Below are 19,402 nucleotides of genomic sequence, written 5' to 3' on the forward strand. Positions count from 1 at the left end.
CCGGGTTGACATATGTGCAAAACCCTGCACCCAATGCCGTAACGGTGTGCAACGTCGAGGTGTAACTCTGGTATTCCATCTGTGTGAGTGAGGCGGGAAGGGGTGTGGCGATGTCCGATGACATGTGCGCTGGCACCAGCTGCCCGTGGAGTGAGCGCGAAGCCGAATTGTTGGCCATCACGCTGGAACTGCTGCAGGAGCACGGGTATGACCGCCTGAGCGTGGAAGCGGTGGCGATCAGGGCCAAAGCCAGTAAGGCGACGATGTACCGGCGGTGGCCGTCAAAGGCGGATCTGGTGCTCGCCGCCTTCATCGAGGGCACCCGTAATTCCGCGGTGCCGCCACACACCGGGTCGCTGCGGGGCGACCTGCTGGAAATCGGTCGAGCCACCTGCGAACAGGCTCGAGAACACACGCGGACCATGCGTGCCGTGCTGAACGAGATGTCGCACAGCCCGGGCCTGCAAGCGGTGATGCAGGAGAAGTTCGTTTTTCAGCGCAAGTTGGTGATCGACGGTGTCCTGGCCGAGGCGGTGGACCGCGGCGAGATCGACTCCTTGGCCATCAACGAGGAGATCTTCGATCTGCTGCCGGGGTACCTCGTGTTCCGGGCGCTGGTTTCGGATCGGCCACCGACCGACGACACGGTGCGAATCTTGGTCGACGACGTCCTATTGCCCAGCCTCACGGCCGGCCGGGAGCCTTAGGTCAGACGGTCGCCGACCCAGACAATGAGCTTAGCCCCGAACGGGAATCTGCTGCCCCAGAACGAGGTTCGCGGCAATCGCCGCCGCCACATCACACCGCGGGGCCGAGCAAGTCGTCGCGCAGGCCGGGCGTCAACGTCATCAGTGCATGAGTGAGTTCGCGGACGGACTCGTCATGGGTGAGCTGGAGCCAGTCGAGTTCGGCATCGAGGGCACGGGCATAACCGGTGGTGGGGTCGAAGTAGTCAACTCCCACGCCGAAGAATTCGGCCAACATGTCCGCGGTACGTGGGGATGGACACGTCCGGGTGCCAGATCGCAGCTGCGAGAGGTACGGGGCGGACAGTCGGTATCCGCGGCGGGCCAGGGCCTCCGTCACCTCGAAGTTTCGGTACGGACCGCGCCCGGGTGGGTAGATGGTGGCGAACAATCGGTTGAGCCGTTCCGCGAAAGTGGCTGCGTCCACCGAAGGTTGGCGACGTTTCTTGCTGGCCATGTGATTCCCCCTTGAATCATGATGCGGCGCAGCACCTTACGGCGTGCGAATGAGTATCGGATCCGCTGTGGCGCTGAAGCGACCTGATGATGACCGCCCGGGGGTGCGGCACCTGGGCTCGATGCCGCAGGATGGTGTGCGGGTGTCAACCCGTCGCACGCACGTTAGCTCATATTTCTGCGAATGCAATGTCAGCAAATGTTTGCGAAGAGTTGACGCGTCGGTAGGTTCGTGGAATTCTCGTGACATCAGTTGAGTGCCAGGTAAGCCGGGGGGCTTGGGGCAGGCCTTCTCAAGGGGGATGCAGTGTTTCGTGTTCTGCCGCGGGTTTCGCGGTGTCTCATGCCGATGTCCGCGTTGCTCGCATGGCAGTCCCGGCGCCTGTGAGGATTGCTCGTGCGGTGGTAGCTATTCGGGGTTCGCGCCTGGGCTGACCGCCAGCGCGATCGCCATGGTTCGCGACCAGAACGACGACATCCGGTGAGTCATGGCGCGCTGCGCCGGTTCGAATCGGCGGTTTGCCAGGCCGTGGGTGTCGATTCGTGCCAATTCTGCGGTGCGGCGAGTTTGGTGTCGGTCGCGCCGTTTTCTGTGAAAGTGCCCGGTGTCTGCCGTCGATCGCGAGTACTGGGACACGCCGCTGTGCGGCGCAGTTGGAAGGAGTTTGGCTATGCAGACCTGCGTGGCGTCTGGGCCCACCGACAACACCGTGCTGCTTCACGGTGAGACGGAATCGCCGTGCGTGATCGGCAGCAGCGAATGAATTCGGTTGGGTGGCAGGACTACTCACAGCACGACTCCGCCGGATGGGCGGTGGAGACCGCGGATATGATGACGCTGCTGGGTGGCTCGCGCCTGTTGAAGCAGCCGCACTCGGCGGAGCGCAACTCCGCGCATATCCCAGGTATGATCTGTCAGCCGCCGCGCCAGGTACGGGTGGCGTACTGGTGGGCCAAAGCGCTCCAAGCGCACGGCTGGCGATTGTGGGCATTGGGCGAGCAGCTCGCAGGCGGCGGGTTCATTGCCGAGATCGGCATCACCGGCGGTGAATCGGTGTGGGTGGTCTTTCCCCGCACTATGCCCGACGACGGCACCGAGGCGTCAGCGTTGGCCAACTTCATCCCGAGGCTCACGTTCGACCAGCGGAACTACCTTCGTCGGCTCGTCGCCACGGTGCCGTGGCACCTCCAGCGCGATGCGGAACCAGCCCGACATCCGAAGGGGTCACCTCGTTGACCAGCGAGTCCGACATGGCGTGGGAATTGGTGGAGTGCGTCCGCGCTCACTTGACGGTCGCGGAACTGAACAACGCATACGTGAACCTGGGTGTCGGCGAGTTCGACTCGGTGATCCAGATCTCGATGACAGTTGTTGAACGGGAACGACTTCCGGTGCCCGATTCGCTGGTCGACACGCTCCATACCTGGCGTGTGCTGCACCATCGCGAGGGTGTCGCTGCCGAACGCCTCGCGCGCCAAATCGCACAGTGTCGGCTGAGCGGAGATTCCCGATGTGGTGGATAGACCGCGGCGAGTACGGAACCAATGTGTTGTGGGGGATTTGTAATGTTGACACCGAGGGCGAAAGACGAGCTCGCTAGTACCGTCGTGCATCTGCCCAGTGCGCGCAAGGCCGAAGTGACCGCGCTTCTCCAATTCGCGGGCGGGCTGCGGGTAGCCGGTGGGCGCGTTGTGATCGACGCCGACGTCGATCGAGAGTCCGTGGCCGCCCGCATCTGCAAGGACCTCAAGGACTTGTGCGGGTATTCGGCGGAAGTACGTGCGCTGCCGAGCATAGGTTCGCGTAGTCGTTACCTGGTGCAGGTTGCCCACCAGGCCGAGGATGTGGCGCGCTGGACCGGGCTGATCGACCGGTGGGGGCGGCCGGTCCGGGGTATGCCGGCGCAGATCGTCGGCGGTAGCACCGCAGAAGCCGAAGCGGTGTGGCGTGGGGCGTTTCTCGCGCGGGGCTCATTGTCGTTGGCTGGTCGCGCGCGGGGGCTGGAGGTCGAGTGCCCGGGTATGGAAGCCGCCTTGGCGCTGACTGGGGCCGCGCGCCGGCTGGGTGTGCACGTGAAGGCTCGACAGCTACGAGGCGCGGATCGCGTCACCGTGCGTGACGCGGACACAATCGCGTTGTTGTTGAATCGAATTGGTGCCCAACAAACGCGAGCGGCCTGGCAGTCCCACCGCGATCGCGCCGACACGATCGTCGCTGATGCCGCATTGGTCGACTCCAATCAGCGTCGCGCGCAACGGTCGGCGATGGCGGCTGCGGTTCGGGCGCAACGCGCCTTGGAAATCCTCGGGGACAAGGCACCCCGGCATTTCGTTGAAATCGCACGTCTACGCATCGAACACCCAGACTTGTCATTGGACGATTTGGGGCGTCTGGCCGCGCCACCGTTGACGAAGAACGCAGCGGCTGGTCGCCTTCGGCGGGTGTTGGGGATGGCAGACCGTGAAGCCCGGCGAGCTGGTGTCGCCGACACTCGTGGCGTGGTCGCGGCAGGATGACCTGAGCAGATTCGAGCGGGGATTCGAACTGCTGTTATCCCAGCGGGTCGCCCTCGACGACGTCGGTGATGGTGACATCGATCGGTCCGGCTGGGGCGCCGCCGTTCTGGTCGAGGTCGTCGAGGATGGTTCGGATCGTGTCGAGCACCAACCGCCGGATGTCGTCGCCAAGATCGCGCAGTTGGGTTCCGTAGCTTCCGGTCACGTCGATGTCGATGGCCCGCAGCACCGCGCCTTCCAGCGTGAACGCGATACGTGTCGGCTGGCAGACAAATGCGCGGCGCAGTTCGCGGGCCAGCAGGCTGCGCAGGGCGTGGTCGCTGATGTACACGACTCCGTCGCCGGTGTCCCGGGATGCCCGGATGGGCCAGCCCGCGCGCGACGCTGCATGCACTGCCGCACGCACTCTGTTGCTGATGGCGTCCCAGCCGGGCTCGGGCACAGTCCTCAGGTACGAGGCTGCGCGGTGCAGGAAGGGATCAGGGTCCGTCACTGCCACCTCCTCAACAGAACACGCAGGGTCTTGACAGCCCGAAGGTGGTGACCGCGCACCGCATCGGCACTGAGGTGCAGCACCTCGCCAATTTCAGGGAACGTCATCTGTTCGACCTCCCGCATCATCCACACTGCGCGCTGGCGAACCGGCAATTCGCCGAGTGCTAACTCCAGGGCATCCAAGAAGGCCGCGTTGGACGCCGCGGTGAACGGGTCCGCAGACGTGTCGGGTCCCGCCAGCGGTTCGAGCACCCAATCTTCAACCGGTCGTGCACGTTTCAGCCGGTGTGTATCGGCAATTTTTCGGTAGCAGATGGCGAACAACCACGTCCGAAGTGACGAGCTTCCGCGAAAGGCACCGATCTGCTGCCATGCGGCAACGAAGGTGTCCTGCACGACATCTGGGACATCGGCTTCGTAGGCGAGCATTCGCCGTGCGTACCGGTAGAGCACCGGTCCGTAGCGGTTCACGATGACGTCGAACGCTTCGCGATCGCCGACTACCGCCGATGCCCGTAGGGCCTCGTCGTCAGCGTCGCGTAGGTCGCCACCGGTTGGCGCTCTCACCACACTCCGCTCTCAGCTACGCTCCACCGCTCTTGAAATATAGGGCCTTCGTACCAGAATTGGCTGCCGCTTGGGCTGCCTGAGCATCTTCAGCTGAGTAGATTTGCCATGTGTCCTGTATCACTCGATCGGGGCGTTCGGTTCGAGTCTTGAGTAACGACTACCCATATATGGATGTCGAAAGGGGAGCGGTGATGACCAGCGCACAGGCCGATGTGGAGTCGTCCGGCAAAGAAGTCAGCCCATACCAGGGGTCACCGTTGGTGAGCTCGCAGGGGAAGACCACCATCGCGGACGTGGTCGTGTCCAAGATCGCCGGAATCGCGGCCCGTGAGGTCAGCGGCGTGTACGACCTGGGGGGCGGAGCGTCGCGCGTGGTCGGGGCGATCCGGGAGCGGATCCCTGGTGCCAGCGTCAACCAGAGCCAGGGTGTCTCGGTCGAGATCGGGGAGAAGCAGGCAGCGGTCGACATCGACATCGTGGCTGAGTACGGCGTCGCGATTGCCGACCTGGCCGCCGGCATCCGGCGAAATGTCATCGCCGCGGTCGAACGCATGACGGGTCTCGAGGTCACCGAGGTCAACATCACCGTCCACGATGTGCACCTTGACGGTGACAGCGGCGACGATGCCGACGCCGCGCCTGCGCGTGTCCAGTGATGCCCCGCCGGGGGGAGGGGTTCTCGAGGACGCCGCCGAACGCATCGCGGCCGCGGTGAGTGCGGTCGAGGGCGTGGCCGGATTGCACGCCGGCATGTTCGGCGAGGTGGCGACCTACCTGCCGGGACGGCGGGTCTCCGGGATCCGGATCGGGGCGGACCGGGTCGACGTGCACGTGAGTCTTGTGCTCGGCGTGCCGGTGCGGCCCACCGCAGCCGCTATTCAGCGGGCCGTCGGCAAGCTGACCGACCTACCCGTCGACGTCACGATCGAAGATCTCGTGCCGGTGACACCAACGCCCGGTCGAGGACTGCAGTAGACATCCGCGGTGGGGCGGCGCGACGAGGGGCGCGCCGCGCCACCGCGGTACACGAACTCCCAAGTGCCACTACAACTTCGTTTCGCGGAAGGTTTACATCATGACCTCATCGACACTGGGTCTGGTTGCCGGTCTGCTACTCGGTATCGCCGCTGCGGCCGGCGGGCTCGGCGGCTTTCTCATCGCGTTGCTGCTCGGCGCGGCGGGATACCTGATCGGCGCTCACCGCGATGGCGAACTCGACCTGTCCGCGTTATTGCGGGGTCGCGACCGTGACTAAATCAGAGGTGACCGAATCGGTTGCAGCGCAGTCCGATTCCGAGGACGACGCCGCAACACGTGGCACCCTGACCGTACGTGAGAAGGTCGCACAACGGCTCGCAGTCCGTGCCGCGCTCGATACACCGGACGTACTGCCGTTCCCGGAAAGCCGCCCGAAGATCGCCGGCCGGTCGCTGCCCCAAGCTCAGCTGACAGTTACCGGTGACCGGGTCACGGCCCACCTCAAGGTGACCGTGGCATGGCCCGCGCAGGCGGTGGACGTCGCCCGTGCGGTTCAGCGCAATGTCGCGCAGACCTTGTCCGACATGGCCGGCTTGCACGTCGACCGCGTCGACGTCACCGTCGAGCAACTCAGCACCGTCACCACAGACATGAAAAGGACCCGATGATGACCGCCGACAACTTTGCACTACCCACACCGGGCCGGTCCCCAGTCGCTACTGCCACCGCTCGATACGTCGCGGTGGCGCTGGCACTGGTTGTCATGTGCGGCGGGGTTGTGTCGCTGCGTGAAGCCGGCGTCGAACTGGGCTGGGTCGCGGGAACGCCCTGGATCGGCACGGCCGTCTCGGCACTCAACGGTCTCCGCAGCCAGTGGTGGATGATGCCTGCAGGTGCCGCTGCACTGGTCCTTGGCAGCTGGCTGGTATTCGTCGCCCTGCGTCCTCGACGCAAGACCGTCGTCGCCGTCGATGCAGCGGGATCGGTGTGGATGCACCCGCGCGACGTCGCTCGATTGGCATCGCACGCGGCGTCATGCGTGCCTGGCGTCGAAGTGCTGAATTCGGCGGCGACTCGACGCAAGGTCACGATGTACGTCGGCCTCACGAGCATGGAGTCCGACGTCGCAGCCAAGGGCGCGATCGCTGCTGCTGTGGGCAGCGCGACCGAAATCCTGATTCCCACACCGCGAATCGTCGTGCACGTCGGTACGAGCGGGGCTGCATGAGCCTGCTCCCGACTGACTTCGTGGATCGTGCCGCGACTCTCGTCGCGGGACTCGCGGTGGCCTGTCTCGGTGCCGCGGCGGTGCTGTGGCCTACCCATCTGGTGCGTACGGCACCAGAACGCATCAGTACCGGACCGGTAGCGCACGCCGCTACCTCTACGTGGTGGCCATGGGAGTTGGCCGGGGCCGGAGCTGTCTTGGTGGTGATCGGGCTCGTCTGGCTTATCGCGCACGTTCCTGTCCGGAAGAAACCGGTGCTGCGCGTTCCCGGCACTACCGACCCAGGATTCATCACAGTGAACCTCGACGGCGTCGCCTCAGCGGCCGCCGAGGCCTTGGAGCGGGAATCGAATGTGCAGTCCGCCAAAGGAAAAGCTATCGCCGATCGCCGCACGTCGATTGTGGAATTGACGGTCACCGCGGCACACCCGGCAGGTCTTGCGGATGTGATCTCGGCGGTCGACACCACCCTTGCCGACATCGCCCGGGTCACCGGGGGTACCGGCAACACTGTAGCGGCACGCGCGGTGGTGCAGGTTGCGAAAATCAAAGGCAGGGGCTTGGGCTGACCTCGCCGCCTCAGCGCGTTCGAACCAAACCAATGGACGTGAGCTCGACGGTGACGTTTGGAAAAAGTCAGGGCAGGGAATAGCTGAGTTAGCTGATGCCCTCGACGCGTCACTGAGTGTGAGGAATTGAAATGGTTCACGAAGCGCTGTTCGCCTTGCAGAGTCAGCCCGAGGCAGCTGGATTCATCCTGCGGGGTATCAAAGGAATCTTTGTCGCCATCGGCAGCGTCATTGCCGCCATCGTCTGCGCGGTGATCGCCGGCATGAAGGGCCGGAGCTCTTTGGGCTGGGGCATTCTCGGTCTGTTCTTCTCGATCCTGACACTGATCGTCGTGATCGTCATCCCCTCGAAGAAATCTTGAGTCAACTGGCATTTGGTGCATGAGCACCATTGGAGCAACGGCGATGAAGGAGCAAAGATGTCGGTTCGACGAATGATTTTGCTGGGCGGCGCAATTCTGCTGCTGGCTGGCGTCATAGGACTGCTGGTACCCGTTTCGACTTCGAGCAGCGACGGCAAGGACGTGGGTTGCGGTAACGCACTGTTCCAGAATCTGGACCAGGCGCGCTCGGCGAACGCGTCCAGCGTGGCAGGCGTACCCATCCTCAATCAGATTGTCCCGCATACCGATTACGTGGCACAGTGCGAATCCGAACTGTCCAACCGGAGGGCGTGGTCCATCCCCGTGGCGATTCTGGGAATCGTGATCGCGGCGTCCTCTTTCGCGGTTCGCGGGCGGAGCGCCGCAAGCGCGCCGCACTGACTTTTACAGACGCTGCGCCCCCACCTGACGTGCCGCCGAGGCCGTCAGATGGGGGCGTCGTCGGCTGTCAGCGTCGCCGCCCCGGCATGCCGAACCACGGCATCATGGGCTGGTTGGCGGGGGGCGCGACCGTGCCCGGCCGAGCTTTGATCGACGTGCTGCCATTCGTCGAACAGATGGTTTTGGTGGAGGTGTCTTGACACGTCGGCCTAGCGTTGGCGACAGGCGCCGAAATGCCCGCCGCCACAGCCAAGCTCACCATCAGCAATGCCGCTCCGAGTCGCTTTGGCATGGGTCCATTTCCCTCGGTCATGGGCGCGCTCATCAGGGGCACGCCGATACGACGGTGACGGCATCTGCCCCGAGGGGTGTGCCCGCGGCTGCGGCGCGGTTGAAAGCGTCGTCCCGGGCGGCTTCGACGGTGGCACCGGCGCCGCCACTGACGACATGGCTCACGCCATCGCCCACAGACACGATGCAGAGGCGGTCGTTGGTCACCTCATCGCTGGTGCACTCAACACCGCCCGCCGCGGTGCATGCTGCGATGACTGCCGCCGACGCCTGATCGTTGGTGCCGCCGGTCGCGGTGAAGCCAACCAGCGCGCCTTCGAATTCGCCTGTGCCGACTGCCACTGATACGTCGTCTGATGGTTCTACGAAACCCGGTGGGCCTCCTGCCCAAGCTGTAGCTGCTGCGCCACCTGCCAAGACGACGCCTGCAGCCACGATCGTCGAAACCAAACGGCTTTTCGCCATACAGACCCCTCCCAATCGTGTAATTCAGCGGCAGTCTATCTATCGTTCGCTTAGAATTAACCCGAACTGACATATTTCTAAATCTGCGCTATCTGAGGTGCTGCTAGCTAACGGCGGGCCCTGAACTGCGGATTCGGCGCGTGCAAACGCCGGCTGCAGGCGGAGTGGCCGGTGTGGCCAGCCGTCGATCTACCGGCCGTCGATTCGCGGATCTCGCGAGATTTCTACAGCAGCAACTACATAACGTCGGTCGGGCCGTCCATGAACCCTCTCGCCCTCATCGCTGGGGCACTGATTCCATGTGTGAAATTGCCTGCCGCACTACCTTTTCCGCAGCCTAGGGACGATGAGACCCCGCAGGATCGTGCGGCGGTCGGAGATTCCGGCATGCAGTTTGTCCGCCCCGGGTAAGTATCGGTCACCGACTAGGGCACCGTGTCGAATGGCGTTGGCCAATCTAGGAGTTTGGGCTGGCTGGATAACGGGTATCTGCGGCTGCAATACTGTCGAAAGAAAGTGATCTCACCATGCGTACCAACCCGAAGTTCGCAGGTCGCGTGACCGTGTGCGTGGGCGCGCTGGCGCTGGCCGTGTCCGGTCTGGCTGGGTGTGGCGACAAGGCGTCGAACGACAAGACGACGACATCGGTCACGACGACGACATCGAGTACCGAAACATCCACGTCCACAGTCATTCCGACATCATCCGCGCCGACTGTGTACTCGTCGGCGCCAGTCACCGAATCGCCCGCGCCGCAGATGCCCGCGACGGAGCCGGGAGGCCCGATGATGCCAGCGCCCCCGGCAATTCCAGCCCCGCCGGCGATTCCGTCGCCCCCGGCCATCCCGTCACCGCCGCCCATCCCGGCGCCGCCACGGATTCCCATGCCGTGACGGCCGACGGCCTAGGCCGCTAACCGGCGAGGCGGGGGATCACCTCGTCGCCGAGTCGCCGCACCCAGCCGGCAGGGTCGGGGTTGCCGGGCAACGGCCCGGTCATGATGAGGTCGAAGCCGAGTTCGGCCCACTGATCGAGCGTGCGGAGGTACTCATCGACGTCTGCGAGCGGATCGTCGAATGCTCCTGCGGTCAGCTGGATCTCGGACGGGTCGCGGCCAACGTCGTCGCAGTGGCGGTGCAGCACCTCGAGTTTGTGGGGTATCTCATCCAGTGATCCCGTGCTGTTCCACACGTCGGCGTACTGCGCGACGAGACGAAGTGTCTTGCGCTCGCCGGAACCGCCGATGATGATGGGTGGACGCCGCACCGGTTGCGGAGAGCACAGGGTCTCAGCCAGCTGGAAGTGCTTGCCTTCGAAGGGTCCGTTGTCATCGCTCCACATCTGCAGGCAGATCTGCAGCGTTTCCTCGAGCATCTCGAATCGCTCGGACAGCCTGGGGTAGGGGATGCCGAGGCCGCGGTGTTCACGGTCGTACCAAGCCGCACCGAGACCGAACATCGACCGGCCCTGGGACAGCACGTCCAGGGTCGTCATCGTCTTGGCAAGCACGCCGGGGTGGCGGTACGTCACGCCGGTCACCATCGTGGAGAGCTCGATTCGGTTGGTGATCCCGGCGAGATAGCCCAGTGTCGTGTAGCACTCGAGGAATGGGTCTTCGGCACGGCCGATGTTCTCCATTTGGAAGAAGTGGTCAGCCAGTGTGAGCAACGCAAAGCCGGCGTCCTCCGCGGCCGTCGCAGTTGCGGCTAACGTCGGCTGGAGTCGGCTGGCTTCCCCGGGTAGGAAGTCGATGTAGTGAATGCCCAGTTTCATTGTCCTCTAGTTCCTTTCGTCATCGAATAGTCGATCGAGCAGCGTTAGCGCCTCGATGACAGTGCGGCGCTCAGCCTCGGTGTAGCGGTCTTCGAAAGCGCGCACGAGCCACCCCTCTCGGGCCTTGCGATCGATCTCCGCGCGGTGGAGACCCTGCGAGGTGAGAGTGATGAGCTGCCGGCGCCCGTCGGTGGGGTCAGGGGCCCGAGCGACGAGACCCTGTTGGTCCAGACTGGCCACGGTGGCCGCCATGGATTGCGGGCGGACGCGTTCCGCGCCCGCGAGCTGGCTGGTCGAGGCCGCGCCGTCCTTGGCCAGGCGCAAGAGCACGGCGGTCTGCGATGGCGTCAGGTCGTCGGCGGCGGCGAATTGCCGCAGCCGCCTCCGCAGTCGGCCGAATGTCACACGCACATCGCGCGCGGCCGTCAATGCTGATTCGCTCACCTGACCCATATACACAGTCTAGACTGTTCAGTTGAAACTGTGCAATATCTGAGCGGGGAAGCTGTCCTCGCCCCTGTCCGGCGAGATGCGAACCGCCATCATCGGGTCGAGAGTGAGCGGCAATGACATTGCGTAGACGTCGTCCGGATACTTGGTGTTTACCGTCCGTCGCCCCCGGGTTCACCACTGGCACAAGGTGAATCCGGCGCCGTCCCTTGGCCTCTAAACATCAGGGCCTAATGGCCTTAGTGCCTTCGACGTGGCTCGCGCATCCTGGCGGCATGTCGCAAACAAGCCAGCAAGCTCCGCCCGCAACAATGGCTCCCGATCAACTGAATGTGGATGACGTTGCCGGTCTCCGTCTACGAATCACCAACCGACTTCCGTCGGAACACATCGACGGTGCCTGGTGGCCTTGCTCAACGGACTTGGTCGCCGAGCTGCCCGCACTGCTGGCCACGCTGTCGCGGCGGCTGGGCCAGGTCGTCATGGTGGGCTATGTCCGCAACGGCTGGACTGACACGCCACCTGAAGTCGAAATCGCCGGGCAGACAATAGAACTGCTGGCCTTTGACAGTGCCGAGCCGGCCAGCGTCATTCTCGTCGGGCACGATGGTCATCACCTCACGCTGCGCGTCATCTCGCCACAAACCGGTGAACGGGATGCGCAACAGGCCTTGGCCGCCGTACCGGAACGAAGCCGCGCCGGGACCGGCACGGCAGCCGCCGCAGCACGATCCGTGGCTGACGTCGCGGACAAACTGGCACGTCATGAAGGGCGACACGATGCTCGGCGAAAGGCCGAGATCATGCGCTGGTGTGAGGACGCCGCCGTCCAGTTCGACGAGGCACGAATCCAGAGCTTCGTCCCCATCCTCGTCGAACACATTGTCCGGAACAAGATGTACCAGAGCCGCGATGCGCGATCATCGCAGCCAGCCGTTGATTCCAACGACCGTGCTGGCGATGGTCCACGGCTCCCTCGGTGAATCTTCCGAGTACCGGTACGGACGGACCAGCCGCACACGGCTGTGGCATTTCACCTTACCCGCCAAAGAGTTAACGAATCAGGAGCCCGCCGATGTCGTCATTTCATGAGACCTCTGCCGTCGTGCGCGACGCGCCTGCCACTGATCGCGAACTGGTCCGATTACTCGGTCAACTCGACGACCTGCTCGGCAGCCTTGAGTCCGCTGAATCGGCGTGGCAGCAGTGGCTCGCCAACGTCGCTGCCGACTACCGGTTGAGCGCTCGAAATCTCGTGCACTACTGGGCGATCCGGCAATGTGACCTACGAGAGCTGCAAAGTCGGCTGGCCGCCTTCGGACTGTCCTCGCTGGGACGCAGCGAACCACACGTGCAGGCCACGCTGCGACTTGTGCGAGCCGCTGTGCTCGCGATGCTCGAAGACTCGTGGCAACCGCCCGCACCGGCGATCGTGCACGCCGACGAGGGGCAACAACTGCTGCGCAACCGCGCAGTCGATCTGCTGGGACTCGCGCCGGCCGACCATGAGGCCCGCATCATGGTGACCTTGCCGTCGTCCGCTGCGACGGACCCGGATCTGATTCGCCGGTTGATCGAACGCGGCATGAATCTCGCTCGCATCAACTGTGCCCACGACGACCCTGACGCTTGGCGTGCCATGGCCGGTCACGTTCGGCACGCGAGCCAGCTCGCCGGACGGAGCTGCCTGATCGCGATGGATCTCGCGGGGCCGAAGCTGCGCACCGGACCGATCGAGCCAGGGCCGCGTTGTGTCAAGCTTCGGCCCACTCGCGATGCGCTGGGCCGCGTTCTCGCCCCGGCGCGAGCCTGGTTGACAGCGGCGGAAAACCCCACCGCAGCGCCAGAAGCCGACATGGCGACGCTGCCGGTGCCCGCACAGTGGCTGGCCCGTCGGCATGCGGGCGATGTGATCACAGTGCACGACACTCGCGGCGCGACCCGTCACCTCCAGCTGACAAGCGCGGCGTCGCACGTCGACGGATTCCCGGTAATCACTTCCAAGACGACGTATCTCACTACCGGCACCGTTCTGCGTGCGGAGAACACCGACGACCCAACCGAGCTCGGACTGCTGCCCGAACGCGAGCAGCACCTGTTACTGCGGCCCGGCGACCTGCTGAACGTCACGCGGGACTGCACACCCGTGGACATCGGTAGCGAGAGCGTGGCGCAGATCGGTTGCACGTTGCCCGACGTTTTCGACAACGCCCGGGTCGGCGAAACCATCTATTTCGACGATGGCCGAATCGGCGGGGAAATCACAGCGGCGGACCCCGAAGTACTACAGGTGCGCATTGACCACGCCGCCGTTGGCGGTTCAAAACTGCGCGCGGCCAAAGGCATAAACGTGCCCGAAACGTATTTGCCTGTGCCGGCGTTAACCGCCAAAGACGTCGCTGACCTGGAAACCGTGGTGCAGATCGCGGATCTCGTCGAGATGTCGTTCGTCAAAGATCCCCGCGATGTCGTGCAACTCCACGAGGAGCTGGCCAAACTCGGTGGCGACCATCTTGGCGTCGTACTCAAGATCGAGACGGGCCGTGCATTCGAGTACCTGCCCCAACTACTACTGACGGCGATGCGGCGGCCGCGGATCGGGGTGATGATCGCGCGCGGTGACCTCGCTGTCGAGGTGGGCTACGAACGGCTTGCCGAACTGCAGGAGGAAATCCTGTGGCTGTGCGAATCAGCCCATCTGCCGGTGATCTGGGCGACCCAAGTGCTCGAACAGCTCGCCACGAGTGGGCAGCCGTCGCGCGCCGAAATCAGTGATGCCGCAATGGGCGAGCGGGCCGAGTGCGTCATGCTCAACAAAGGCCCGCACATCGATGCAGCCGTGACGGTGCTTGACGACATCCTACGTCGAATGGCCGAGCACCATTACAAAAAGAATGCGCTACTGCGCCAGTTGCACTCGTGGCATCCAGACGCGTGCTGAATGCAGAGCGGCTTGGGGAGCTTCTCGAGTTGCAGACCAACATACCCACGGGGTTGGGACGTTTTACCCTACGGCGGACGTTTCGTGGCGCGAAGAGTTCGCGGTGTCTGACTACGGATCTGGGAAAGGGAGAAGCATGGTGACTACGGCGCAAACCCCGAGGCTGCTTGGCAATCTGTGGAAGTCGGTCTTGGCATGGGGCGTGCTGACGCTAATCGCGGGTGCTGTAGTGCTGGCGTGGCCGGGACCAACAGTCGACGCCGTCGCGATACTGTTCGGCGTTTACCTGCTGGCTGCGGGCATCGCGCAGATAATTGTGGCCTTCAGCCTTCATCGGTCGGCGAGTGTGCGCGTGCTGTGGTTCATCAGTGGTGCACTCTCATTGGTGTTGGGAGTGTTGGCGTTTCGTCATCTTGACCAGGGCTACCCAATTCTCTTTCTGGCCATCTGGATAGGGATCGGCTTCATCTTCCAAGGTGTTGCCGAGGTAGCGGTGGCGATGAGCTATTCGGAGTTGCCCTACCGCGGCTGGCACGTGTTCCTTGGCGTGATCAGCGTGATTGCCGGCATGGTCGTGCTCGCCTCACCGTTTGCGTCGATCTTGGTGGTGGCTATTGTCACCGGTGCCTGGCTAGTGGTCATCGGCATCGCACAGATCGTGTGGGCGCTGCGGGCGCGCAGCGAGATCAACCGCACCTACCGCCAATTTCAAGGGTTGACGAGCCAGTCGGCGGCTTGAGGGAGCGAGACGTCATTTCGGAGTGCCAAGCTCGCTGGCGGGACATGGTCCAAAATTCGACTCCGGCCGTTCGCGTCCTGCTCTATTGTCGTATCTAAAAATTCAGTGGGGGGGCATCGCGTGACTACGCCTAACATTAACGACTTGCGGCGACTAGTAGCCGAACAGGAGTTGCCTTGGCAGGTGGATGAAACAGCGGTTTCAAGACTTCCAGAGGCCGTGCAGAAGACCATCCTCGGGGACAGTTACCGCTCACCAGAAGACTTGGCTGCTATTCAGCGTGAACGGCTCACTCCAAGCGCTCCGTTGGAGCTCGCAGAGCCGCTCCCGAGTTTCGTTGACTGGAGGAACAAGGGCGCCGGCAAAGGCGGCGGCAACTGGATCACCGCCGTGAAGAACCAGGGATTGGAGCCCACGTGCGCGGCGTTCGCAGCAGTAGCGGTACTTGAGTCTCACCTTCACATCGCCAGCAATAGGCCCGTTACCAGGGGAGGAGTTGATTTTTCCGAAGCCTATCTCTACTTCTGGATCGGCGAAGATACGCACGACCCGAACGGGGGCTGGACCCTGAGAGATGCGTTCGAAGTGAACAGGAGATTCGGAACCGTCAGGGAGGCCATCTATCCGTACAACGGGCCGCGTAACCGCCCAGACTTGAGCCCAGCAACTCCATACGGTGCGATCAAGGGTTACTACACATTAATGACTCCCAGTGCGATGAAGCATTATCTCGCAATACATGGGCCACTAGCGGCCGATATGAACACCTACATAGATCTGACTTTCTACAGTTCGGGCGTTTATGTCCCTGCTTGGACATTCTGGCCTACCGGAATGCATGGTGTCTGCGTTGTCGGCTACTGCGACGACTCCAGCCTGAAGCAGGGTGGATATTGGATATGTAAAAATAGTTGGGGCGACGGCTGGGGTGAGAAGGGGTTCTTCCGTATCGCTTACGGCGAGTGCTCGATAGACGATGTGATGTACGCCGTGGACGGCGCTGAAGTTCTTCGGCGGCCGCCCCAGGTGCATGTCTACTCCGCCTCCGCCGCCGCCCCCTACGCGATTACCTGTGACCAGCAGGATAAGAAGTTCACGGGCCGTTGGCGAACTGGCGGACTGCTTGACACGGATGTGATATCGGGACCGGACGCGGGACCGGCAGGACCGGAAAGAAGCGACACCATTGCGTGGCTCGCCGGCGAGTTCACTACCGACGGCCACACCGAGATCGCTCAAGTGTGGAGAAATAACGCTGCCGGCACCAACAGAGGCGCGTTGACTGTGCTCCGCATGGACGAGATGACAATCCACGTGCCTCCGAAGGATTGGGAAACACACACGTTTCAGCACGTCAGTCGGGTGTTTCAGGCCGACACGGGCGAGGGCGTTAACCCCAGCGGCACCATCCCTCCCCAGCCATGGCTCACTGGCGACTTCACAGGGCGCGGTCGGACCGAGATCGCCCAGGTATGGAGTCGCAACGACACGGTGGCTGTAATCGGTTACCGTGTCGACACTGCAGCTGGTGAGCTGGAGAAATTTACAGGATTTTCAGGCCATCCCGTCGCTGCGGTGGCGTGGCTAACCGGCGACTTCACCGGGTGCGGTCACGATCAGATCGCCCAAGTACGGAACATCAGTGGCCATGTCGGTCTGACGGTCTTTCAGCTGTACGGCCCGGGAGCCGGCATGGAAAGCCCCGCAGTTTTCGAGAGTCCGGGCACTGCGATGGTTTTCGAGGCTTGGCGCGCCGGTAATTTCAGCGGGGACAGCGGCGACCGAAAAGAGATCGTCCAAATATATAGCGCAGGCGGGAAGATGGGTGTCACCGCCTACCGGTTCGAGGGCAATGAAGCCTCCATATTTGCCCAGGACTCTTCTGACCAGCACAGCATCAACGCTGTGGCCTGGCTTACCGGCGATTTCACTGGTTGCGGTCTAACTCAAATTGCGCAAGTGTTTAACAACAACAACAGTTGCGGCATTACGATATGGCAGTTGATTCAACAGATCCCAACGCCTGAACCTTCGCTTTCACCCCATCCTTTTCCCTGGGCGATTGTCCCGGTTCTTCACATCGACGATGTCGGTGAACGGATCGATTCTAATGCCTGGCTTACAGGAGACTTTGTCGGCGCCGGTAGAGATCAGATCGCCCAGGTGGGGCAACAAGACCGTCTAGCGAGAGTAATCGGCTATCTGTTCGACAGTAATCAAGAACGACTCACTAAGTTTTACTCCACGGGGCAAACACCACTCGGTGTCACGGAATATAGCGCCTGGTTAACCGGACAGTTTAAGGAGACAGGCCGCAAGAGTATCGTCCAACTTTCCTGGTAATTAGAGCTTGTTAGCTCCCGCATCACTCAACTGGATGAGGCGCACCAGCGTCGTGGCGATACCGGACCTGTTCCCCTACGGTTCCAGCGTCGGCGGGTTCATCGTCGCGGCCCTCGCCCTGACGGTATCGATCCCGGTCTGCGTGGCCAGCGTCGTGTTCTACGTGGTGTTCCGTTTGTTGGGGGCGGCGTGGTTGGGGGTTGTTGGCGCACTGGTCGCTGTCCCGGTCGCCGCGGTTGTACAGCTGTTGGTGGCCGAACTGGTGTTGCCTGTGCTCGACGAAATGTGAACAGCGACTGCCCATGCGTATCGATGAGCTTGGCCCATGAAGTTATTGAAGCTCAACACTTCTCATCGTGCTGACCGCACGAGACCATGCGTTACTCGTACCTCGCGTCTGGCCCCGGTGTCCAAGAGCCTTGGCCGATAGCCTGACGGGCCCAGTAAGGGACACGGTGCGCGATGTCGACTGCGTGGTCGGCGAAACGTTCGTAGTAGCGGCTGAGCAGAGTGACGTCGATCGCTGTGGTGATGCCGTAAGGCCAGTCTGGGTCCATCACGACCGCGAAAAGTTGCCGATGAATACTGTCCATCGCATCGTCAGCGATGGACAGTTGCGGTGCTTTGTCTGGATTCTGTTCGAGCACTGCGGTCTTCGCATCATTAGCTATCCGGAATGCGATGTATCCCATTTCGGCGAAGTATCTGCCAACGTCGGCGGGCACGGCGCTCAGAGGATGGCGTCGGTGACCGATTCGAGCGACGTGGGCGGCCAGGGCCGTCATGCGCCGCAGATCGGCCAGGCTCTTGAGGCAGCCGATTGCTGTGCGCAGATCGGGCCCGAGCGGCGGCTGACGGGCCAGGATGGCGAACGTGTCTGCTTCCAGGGCCGCGCACTGGTCGAGGATTGTGGGCCCGCGGTCGATGACACGTTCAGCGGCATCGACGTCGATGTTGAGGAGGGCCTCGGTGGCAACCTGCATCATCGTGGCATTACGGTCGCAAACGACAGCAATACCACCACTCAAATCGTCGAGCCGCTCATAAAAGACCGTCCGCACAGGGGTCTAGCCTACGAGCTCGCAGAGGAATTTCTCCGCGAGTCAACCAAATTTTGGCCACTGGCCGACCAATGTTCAACCAGTGATGCCGCACTCCGGCCTGTTCGCCGTAGTCGGCCGGCCCGCCATCTTGTGGCGCTGTGCGATCTTAGGTGAGTGAATTTCGAGTGGGAGCCGCTGACCTGGGGCGTGTGGCGGGTTCGGCTGCCATTTCTCGATGTAACCGTCGGCCTGGTGGCGGGGGATACGGGCGCGCTCCTGGTGGACCGCCGGGACCACCTTGGCCGAGGCGCGCGCCATCGACGAGGATGTTCACGCCCTGACCGGTCAGGCGGTCCGACAGATCGTGTTGACTCACAATCATTTCGACCATGTGCTCGGCAGCGCCTACTTCACTGGTGCGCAGATTCATTGCGCGCCGGAGGTGGCCGAAACCCTCGCGACCGGGAGGGCCGACCTCCGTTCCGACGCGATCAAGTTCGGTACCGACCCCGAGGAGGTCGACCGGACGATTATCAATCTGCGACCGTCGATACACGAGACCCGGGGCACGGCCGTGCATGTCGGCCGCCGTACGGTGACGGTCTTACACCCCGGACCTGGACATACCAACCATGACCTCATCGTCGTCGTTCCCGGTCGACGCACTGTGGCCTTCTGTGGAGACCTGGTCGAGGAATCCGGCGATCCGGCCATCGATGCGCACTCGGACGTCACGGCGTGGCCGGCGACGCTGGACGTGCTGCTCGCGGCGGCCGGGCTGGACGCGCTTCTGGTGCCGGGCCACGGAGCAGTTGTGGATGCCCACTTCGTTCGGCTCCAGCAGCAATGGCTACTGTCCGTTCTCATTGAATCTGGGGCACATTTACTAGTCTGACCTGCATTGCCCCAGATTGGATGAGAATTTCGATCGCGACGTTTCTCATTGAATCTGGGGCTACCCTGCTTCCGCGCCCGGCTGCGAGCGCAGCAGGGTAGCCGGAATGGTCTCCTGTCGATTCCGTTGGCTCGGGTAC

25 protein-coding genes and 1 pseudogene are annotated in these 19,402 nt (G+C 63.0%); 19 read left to right on the forward strand and 7 right to left on the reverse strand.

The window, feature by feature from the left end; genetic code table 11:
- Nucleotides 1–110: 110 nt before the first annotated feature.
- Nucleotides 111–707: a TetR/AcrR family transcriptional regulator gene (locus AC3WTE_RS19705; protein ID WP_492440147.1), complete on the forward strand. Its 597-nt coding sequence runs from the start codon at nucleotides 111–113 to the stop codon at nucleotides 705–707.
- A gap of 91 nt (nucleotides 708–798) precedes the next feature.
- On the opposite strand, the gene AC3WTE_RS19710 is transcribed toward AC3WTE_RS19705, so the two are convergent.
- Nucleotides 799–1,203 carry a helix-turn-helix domain-containing protein gene (locus AC3WTE_RS19710; RefSeq protein WP_492440149.1) on the reverse strand — a complete coding sequence of 135 codons (405 nt, stop codon included), beginning with the start codon at nucleotides 1,201–1,203 and terminating at the stop codon, nucleotides 799–801.
- An 813-nt stretch (nucleotides 1,204–2,016) separates the two neighbouring features.
- Here AC3WTE_RS19710 and AC3WTE_RS19715 point away from each other — a divergent pair.
- The 3 genes from AC3WTE_RS19715 to whiA are packed head-to-tail and all read left to right on the forward strand — an operon-like array spanning nucleotide 2,017 to nucleotide 3,719.
- Nucleotides 2,017–2,439: a hypothetical protein gene (locus AC3WTE_RS19715; protein WP_492440151.1), complete on the forward strand. Its 423-nt coding sequence runs from the start codon at nucleotides 2,017–2,019 to the stop codon at nucleotides 2,437–2,439.
- The gene (locus AC3WTE_RS19720; protein WP_492440153.1) at nucleotides 2,436–2,726 is read left to right on the forward strand and encodes a hypothetical protein; all 291 of its coding nucleotides are present in this window, start codon (nucleotides 2,436–2,438) and stop codon (nucleotides 2,724–2,726) included. Before AC3WTE_RS19715 ends, AC3WTE_RS19720 begins: the two co-directional genes overlap by 4 nt.
- 45 nt (nucleotides 2,727–2,771) lie before the next feature.
- Nucleotides 2,772–3,719 (forward strand): DNA-binding protein WhiA, encoded by a 948-nt coding sequence (gene whiA / locus AC3WTE_RS19725; RefSeq protein ID WP_492440206.1) that lies wholly within the window; start codon nucleotides 2,772–2,774, stop codon nucleotides 3,717–3,719.
- A gap of 34 nt (nucleotides 3,720–3,753) precedes the next feature.
- Here whiA and AC3WTE_RS19730 read toward each other — a convergent pair whose 3' ends face one another.
- Both AC3WTE_RS19730 and AC3WTE_RS19735 read right to left on the reverse strand, forming a co-directional pair.
- Nucleotides 3,754–4,212, reverse strand: a complete 459-nt coding sequence (locus tag AC3WTE_RS19730) for a hypothetical protein (RefSeq protein ID WP_492440155.1) — start codon at nucleotides 4,210–4,212, stop codon at nucleotides 3,754–3,756.
- On the reverse strand, nucleotides 4,209–4,784 hold the full coding sequence (locus tag AC3WTE_RS19735) for an RNA polymerase sigma factor (RefSeq protein ID WP_492440157.1): 576 nt from the start codon (nucleotides 4,782–4,784) through the stop codon (nucleotides 4,209–4,211). Before AC3WTE_RS19735 ends, AC3WTE_RS19730 begins: the two co-directional genes overlap by 4 nt.
- A 191-nt stretch (nucleotides 4,785–4,975) precedes the next feature.
- Between AC3WTE_RS19735 and AC3WTE_RS19740 the strand changes: the two genes are divergently transcribed.
- The 8 genes from AC3WTE_RS19740 to AC3WTE_RS19775 all read left to right on the forward strand — a co-directional run bounded on the left by AC3WTE_RS19740 (nucleotide 4,976) and on the right by AC3WTE_RS19775 (nucleotide 8,323).
- The gene (locus tag AC3WTE_RS19740) at nucleotides 4,976–5,440 is read left to right on the forward strand and encodes an Asp23/Gls24 family envelope stress response protein (protein ID WP_459370126.1); all 465 of its coding nucleotides are present in this window, start codon (nucleotides 4,976–4,978) and stop codon (nucleotides 5,438–5,440) included.
- Entirely contained in the window at nucleotides 5,409–5,759 is a 351-nt protein-coding gene (locus AC3WTE_RS19745) for an Asp23/Gls24 family envelope stress response protein (RefSeq protein WP_492440159.1), read from the forward strand. The genes AC3WTE_RS19740 and AC3WTE_RS19745 overlap by 32 nt, the downstream gene beginning before the upstream one ends.
- A gap of 100 nt (nucleotides 5,760–5,859) precedes the next feature.
- A complete protein-coding gene (locus AC3WTE_RS19750) occupies nucleotides 5,860–6,039 on the forward strand; it encodes a hypothetical protein (protein ID WP_459370128.1) in 180 nt (59 codons plus the stop codon).
- A gap of 7 nt (nucleotides 6,040–6,046) precedes the next feature.
- The gene (locus AC3WTE_RS19755; RefSeq protein ID WP_492440161.1) at nucleotides 6,047–6,430 is read left to right on the forward strand and encodes an Asp23/Gls24 family envelope stress response protein; all 384 of its coding nucleotides are present in this window, start codon (nucleotides 6,047–6,049) and stop codon (nucleotides 6,428–6,430) included.
- Nucleotides 6,430–6,990 (forward strand): DUF6286 domain-containing protein, encoded by a 561-nt coding sequence (locus AC3WTE_RS19760; protein ID WP_492440163.1) that lies wholly within the window; start codon nucleotides 6,430–6,432, stop codon nucleotides 6,988–6,990. The genes AC3WTE_RS19755 and AC3WTE_RS19760 overlap by 1 nt, the downstream gene beginning before the upstream one ends.
- A 197-nt stretch (nucleotides 6,991–7,187) precedes the next feature.
- Nucleotides 7,188–7,559 carry a hypothetical protein gene (locus tag AC3WTE_RS19765; RefSeq protein ID WP_492440165.1) on the forward strand — a complete coding sequence of 124 codons (372 nt, stop codon included), beginning with the start codon at nucleotides 7,188–7,190 and terminating at the stop codon, nucleotides 7,557–7,559.
- A 131-nt stretch (nucleotides 7,560–7,690) separates the two neighbouring features.
- Complete coding sequence (locus tag AC3WTE_RS19770; protein WP_492440167.1) at nucleotides 7,691–7,921, forward strand: deoxyribodipyrimidine photolyase; 231 nt, start codon at nucleotides 7,691–7,693, stop codon at nucleotides 7,919–7,921.
- Nucleotides 7,922–7,978: 57 nt separating this feature from the next.
- Nucleotides 7,979–8,323 carry an aminopeptidase gene (locus AC3WTE_RS19775; RefSeq protein WP_459370133.1) on the forward strand — a complete coding sequence of 115 codons (345 nt, stop codon included), beginning with the start codon at nucleotides 7,979–7,981 and terminating at the stop codon, nucleotides 8,321–8,323.
- Nucleotides 8,324–8,647: 324 nt separating this feature from the next.
- Here AC3WTE_RS19775 and AC3WTE_RS19780 read toward each other — a convergent pair whose 3' ends face one another.
- Nucleotides 8,648–8,956: a hypothetical protein gene (locus AC3WTE_RS19780; protein WP_492440169.1), complete on the reverse strand. Its 309-nt coding sequence runs from the start codon at nucleotides 8,954–8,956 to the stop codon at nucleotides 8,648–8,650.
- A gap of 730 nt (nucleotides 8,957–9,686) precedes the next feature.
- Here AC3WTE_RS19780 and AC3WTE_RS19785 point away from each other — a divergent pair.
- Entirely contained in the window at nucleotides 9,687–9,995 is a 309-nt protein-coding gene (locus tag AC3WTE_RS19785) for a hypothetical protein (protein WP_492440171.1), read from the forward strand.
- Here the strand turns inward: AC3WTE_RS19785 and AC3WTE_RS19790 are convergent.
- Together AC3WTE_RS19790 and AC3WTE_RS19795 are read right to left on the reverse strand one after the other, a co-directional pair.
- Nucleotides 9,992–10,852, reverse strand: coding sequence for an LLM class F420-dependent oxidoreductase (locus tag AC3WTE_RS19790; protein ID WP_492440173.1), 861 nt, complete (start codon nucleotides 10,850–10,852; stop codon nucleotides 9,992–9,994). The two genes, AC3WTE_RS19785 and AC3WTE_RS19790, sit on opposite strands and share 4 nt — an antisense overlap.
- A 6-nt stretch (nucleotides 10,853–10,858) precedes the next feature.
- Nucleotides 10,859–11,305 (reverse strand): MarR family winged helix-turn-helix transcriptional regulator, encoded by a 447-nt coding sequence (locus AC3WTE_RS19795; RefSeq protein ID WP_492440175.1) that lies wholly within the window; start codon nucleotides 11,303–11,305, stop codon nucleotides 10,859–10,861.
- Nucleotides 11,306–11,613: 308 nt separating this feature from the next.
- Between AC3WTE_RS19795 and AC3WTE_RS19800 the strand changes: the two genes are divergently transcribed.
- The 5 genes from AC3WTE_RS19800 to AC3WTE_RS19820 all read left to right on the forward strand — a co-directional run bounded on the left by AC3WTE_RS19800 (nucleotide 11,614) and on the right by AC3WTE_RS19820 (nucleotide 17,614).
- Complete coding sequence (locus tag AC3WTE_RS19800; protein ID WP_492440207.1) at nucleotides 11,614–12,285, forward strand: DUF5994 family protein; 672 nt, start codon at nucleotides 11,614–11,616, stop codon at nucleotides 12,283–12,285.
- 92 nt (nucleotides 12,286–12,377) lie between these two features.
- A complete protein-coding gene (locus tag AC3WTE_RS19805) occupies nucleotides 12,378–14,243 on the forward strand; it encodes a pyruvate kinase (protein WP_492440177.1) in 1,866 nt (621 codons plus the stop codon).
- A 136-nt stretch (nucleotides 14,244–14,379) separates the two neighbouring features.
- Complete coding sequence (locus tag AC3WTE_RS19810) at nucleotides 14,380–14,982, forward strand: HdeD family acid-resistance protein (protein ID WP_492440179.1); 603 nt, start codon at nucleotides 14,380–14,382, stop codon at nucleotides 14,980–14,982.
- A 183-nt stretch (nucleotides 14,983–15,165) separates the two neighbouring features.
- A complete protein-coding gene (locus AC3WTE_RS19815) occupies nucleotides 15,166–17,325 on the forward strand; it encodes a C1 family peptidase (protein WP_492440181.1) in 2,160 nt (719 codons plus the stop codon).
- Between the two features lie 34 nt (nucleotides 17,326–17,359).
- Nucleotides 17,360–17,614 carry a hypothetical protein gene (locus tag AC3WTE_RS19820; RefSeq protein WP_492440182.1) on the forward strand — a complete coding sequence of 85 codons (255 nt, stop codon included), beginning with the start codon at nucleotides 17,360–17,362 and terminating at the stop codon, nucleotides 17,612–17,614.
- 91 nt (nucleotides 17,615–17,705) lie between these two features.
- On the opposite strand, the gene AC3WTE_RS19825 is transcribed toward AC3WTE_RS19820, so the two are convergent.
- The gene (locus AC3WTE_RS19825) at nucleotides 17,706–18,311 is read right to left on the reverse strand and encodes a phosphate signaling complex PhoU family protein (protein ID WP_492440184.1); all 606 of its coding nucleotides are present in this window, start codon (nucleotides 18,309–18,311) and stop codon (nucleotides 17,706–17,708) included.
- A gap of 231 nt (nucleotides 18,312–18,542) precedes the next feature.
- On the opposite strand from AC3WTE_RS19825, the pseudogene AC3WTE_RS19830 reads away from it, so the two are divergent.
- Nucleotides 18,543–19,263 (forward strand): annotated as a pseudogene (locus AC3WTE_RS19830) (MBL fold metallo-hydrolase).
- Nucleotides 19,264–19,402 lie beyond the last annotated feature (139 nt).

Source organism: Mycobacterium sp. FW102-FHT13B02 (assembly GCF_058790275.1).

Coding starts and splice junctions, on each gene's coding strand:
- AC3WTE_RS19820 (WP_492440182.1), top strand. CDS start 17,360: ATGAGGCGCACCAGCGTCGTGGCGATACCGGACCTGTTCCCCTACGGT.
- AC3WTE_RS19750 (WP_459370128.1), top strand. CDS start 5,860: ATGACCTCATCGACACTGGGTCTGGTTGCCGGTCTGCTACTCGGTATC.
- AC3WTE_RS19805 (WP_492440177.1), top strand. CDS start 12,378: ATGTCGTCATTTCATGAGACCTCTGCCGTCGTGCGCGACGCGCCTGCC.
- AC3WTE_RS19825 (WP_492440184.1), bottom strand. CDS start 18,311: ATGATGCAGGTTGCCACCGAGGCCCTCCTCAACATCGACGTCGATGCC.
- AC3WTE_RS19775 (WP_459370133.1), top strand. CDS start 7,979: ATGTCGGTTCGACGAATGATTTTGCTGGGCGGCGCAATTCTGCTGCTG.
- AC3WTE_RS19710 (WP_492440149.1), bottom strand. CDS start 1,203: ATGGCCAGCAAGAAACGTCGCCAACCTTCGGTGGACGCAGCCACTTTC.
- AC3WTE_RS19760 (WP_492440163.1), top strand. CDS start 6,430: ATGACCGCCGACAACTTTGCACTACCCACACCGGGCCGGTCCCCAGTC.
- AC3WTE_RS19740 (WP_459370126.1), top strand. CDS start 4,976: ATGACCAGCGCACAGGCCGATGTGGAGTCGTCCGGCAAAGAAGTCAGC.
- AC3WTE_RS19770 (WP_492440167.1), top strand. CDS start 7,691: ATGGTTCACGAAGCGCTGTTCGCCTTGCAGAGTCAGCCCGAGGCAGCT.
- AC3WTE_RS19745 (WP_492440159.1), top strand. CDS start 5,409: ATGCCGACGCCGCGCCTGCGCGTGTCCAGTGATGCCCCGCCGGGGGGA.
- AC3WTE_RS19800 (WP_492440207.1), top strand. CDS start 11,614: ATGGCTCCCGATCAACTGAATGTGGATGACGTTGCCGGTCTCCGTCTA.
- AC3WTE_RS19795 (WP_492440175.1), bottom strand. CDS start 11,305: ATGGGTCAGGTGAGCGAATCAGCATTGACGGCCGCGCGCGATGTGCGT.
- AC3WTE_RS19790 (WP_492440173.1), bottom strand. CDS start 10,852: ATGAAACTGGGCATTCACTACATCGACTTCCTACCCGGGGAAGCCAGC.
- AC3WTE_RS19810 (WP_492440179.1), top strand. CDS start 14,380: ATGGTGACTACGGCGCAAACCCCGAGGCTGCTTGGCAATCTGTGGAAG.
- AC3WTE_RS19705 (WP_492440147.1), top strand. CDS start 111: ATGTCCGATGACATGTGCGCTGGCACCAGCTGCCCGTGGAGTGAGCGC.